The sequence below is a fragment of the Streptomyces sp. NPDC054956 genome (assembly GCF_053609185.1).
The window spans coordinates 1-1,976 of record NZ_JBSGXB010000587.1 but is presented as its reverse complement, the minus strand read 5'-3'; the positions used below and the strand labels follow the sequence as shown (position 1 = coordinate 1,976).

3 protein-coding genes are annotated in these 1,976 nt (G+C 74.6%); 1 reads left to right on the top strand and 2 read right to left on the bottom strand.

What is annotated here, in order from left to right:
• Positions 1 to 34 precede the first annotated feature (34 nt).
• A complete protein-coding gene (locus tag ACWGDE_RS38520) occupies positions 35 to 817 on the bottom strand; it encodes a ribonuclease BN (protein WP_453393744.1) in 783 nt (260 codons plus the stop codon).
• 361 nt (positions 818 to 1,178) lie between these two features.
• On the opposite strand from ACWGDE_RS38520, the gene ACWGDE_RS38515 reads away from it, so the two are divergent.
• A complete protein-coding gene (locus ACWGDE_RS38515; protein ID WP_453393743.1) occupies positions 1,179 to 1,661 on the top strand; it encodes an ATP-binding protein in 483 nt (160 codons plus the stop codon).
• A 3-nt stretch (positions 1,662 to 1,664) separates the two neighbouring features.
• On the opposite strand, the gene ACWGDE_RS38510 is transcribed toward ACWGDE_RS38515, so the two are convergent.
• On the bottom strand, positions 1,665 to 1,976 hold a 312-nt coding region (locus ACWGDE_RS38510), incomplete at its 5' end, for a YhjD/YihY/BrkB family envelope integrity protein (protein WP_453393742.1).

The window sequence follows — 1,976 nt, the reverse complement described above, 5'->3', positions numbered from 1 at the left end:
CCCACGCCCTGGCGCGGTGCTCGCACCGGTCGTCTCATTGCCCGGGTTCCGCCGGAGGCGCCCGGCGCAGCAACCCGTCGTGGAGCAGCCGGCCGGCGAGCGCGCCCCCGAACACGACGACACCGATGCCGACGAGCCAGGTCTGGATGACGAGGACGGAACCGAAGGGGCCGTAGGTGACGCTGCCCGACGCGATCAGCGGCGAGAAGACGAGCCGGGAGAAGACCCGCAGCCCGAGCAGCCCGAGCATCGTGGCCACCGCGCCGGGAAGGAGGGCCGTCCAGGGGACCCGGCCGCCGAGCAGCAGCCGCTGGGACCACCAGAAGAAGAGGGTTCCGATCGCCACCGTGACGAAACCGCGGGCCGGGGAGTCGCGCCACGGCGGCGAGATCGCCGACAGGTAGAGCACCCCGACGAGCACGGCGAGCCACAGCACGTGACGCCACCTGGCCCACCAGCGGGACGGAGGCAGGTCCCAGACCTTCTCGTAGCCGCTCTGCAGCAGAGTGCCGAAGGACAGGCCGAATACGGCGAGCAGGGCCAGGCCGAAGGCCGTCGTCGTCCGCCAGGCCTGGCCGGGCAGGGCGAAGAGCCGCTCGATCTCGAGCCTGGCGGCCGGCGACACGCCCAGCCCGTCTCCGAGCCATTGCGCGAACCCTTGCCCCCCGCTGGTATCCGCCGCGGACACGACGATCAGCAGGGGTGCCAGCGTCAGGAACCCGAGCGCGGCGAACCCGAGGGCGCGTTGCCACAGGCCGAGGTCCCGGACGTGCACCCAGTGGCGCCCGGCCCGCGCGCGGCGGGCCGCGCTGCGCATCCGCCCGAAGGGCGACAGCCGACGCGTTCCACCGGACCCGGTCATCGCGGCGGCGACCAGGACGGTTGGGTCAGGGGTGAGGTGACGGACATGGCCGCTCCAGGTGCTGTTCCCACGGTAGAACCCCCGTGTCGGGGAATCCACCGGGGAGAAGCCGAGCCCGGCCCACCCGGCCCACCCGGCCCACCGGTCCCTCGGAGGCGGGCCCACGCCGATGGCGGCGCCCACGTGTCCGGGCGATCGGGCCGGGCATACGCGGAACCGGGGAAGGCGGCCGAGGGACGGCCGGCCCGGGCGGTCCGCGGACGGACCGCGCGCCTCCGACGAACACGGCGGAGTCAACGGTCGGGATGAGGCGAGAGTGAGCACGACAGGAGCGGCCGACGGCGATCACCGGGGCGTGCGCGCGCCGGTCATGGGCCAGCGGCGCCGGCTCGCCCTGCGCAGTGTCCGGGGCGCGGTCGGCAAGGGCCGTGACTTCACCCGCCGGACCCTGCGGGACTGGGGGTGGGACGGCCGCGAGAGTGCCGAGGACGCGTTGCTGGTCGTGTCCGAACTGGTGACCAACGCGGCCCTGCACGCACATGGCTGCGAAGAGCTCGTCCTGACCGCCGGCGAGTCCCTGCGCATCGACGTGTTCGACGGCGTGTCGCTCCCGCCGCGCCCCGGGGCCGTACGTGGCCCGGGCGTCCCCGGTGGCCGCGGCCTGCACATCGTGCAGCGGATCTCCGACCGGTGGGGCTCCTACCCGCAGGGCACCGGCAAGGTCGTCTGGGCCGAGATCGACTCCTCCCGGCTGACCCCGGCGCGCCGGGACCCGACGGCCCCGCCGCCCGGCCGGTGAGGATCAGGCCCGGGTCCGGGCGGCCCGGCCCCCTGCCCGTTCGGCGTTGAACCGGGCCCCGGTGAGCAGGGCCAGGTTGGCGAACCAGAGCCAGACGAGGAAGACCACGGTGCCGGCCAGCGAGCCGTAGAGCCGGCCGTACGTGTCCAGCCCCGTGTACAGCGTGAACAGCCCCGAGGCGGCCAGCCAGAGCAGGGCGGCCAGTACGCCGCCGGGCAGACCCCGACGGGTGCCCCGGCTCTGGGCCGGGCCGGTGCGGAAGAGGATGAGCACCAGGAGGGTGACGACCACCAGCAGCACGGGCCAGCGCAGGAG

Coding starts and splice junctions, on each gene's coding strand:
- ACWGDE_RS38520 (WP_453393744.1), bottom strand. CDS start 817: ATGCGCAGCGCGGCCCGCCGCGCGCGGGCCGGGCGCCACTGGGTGCAC.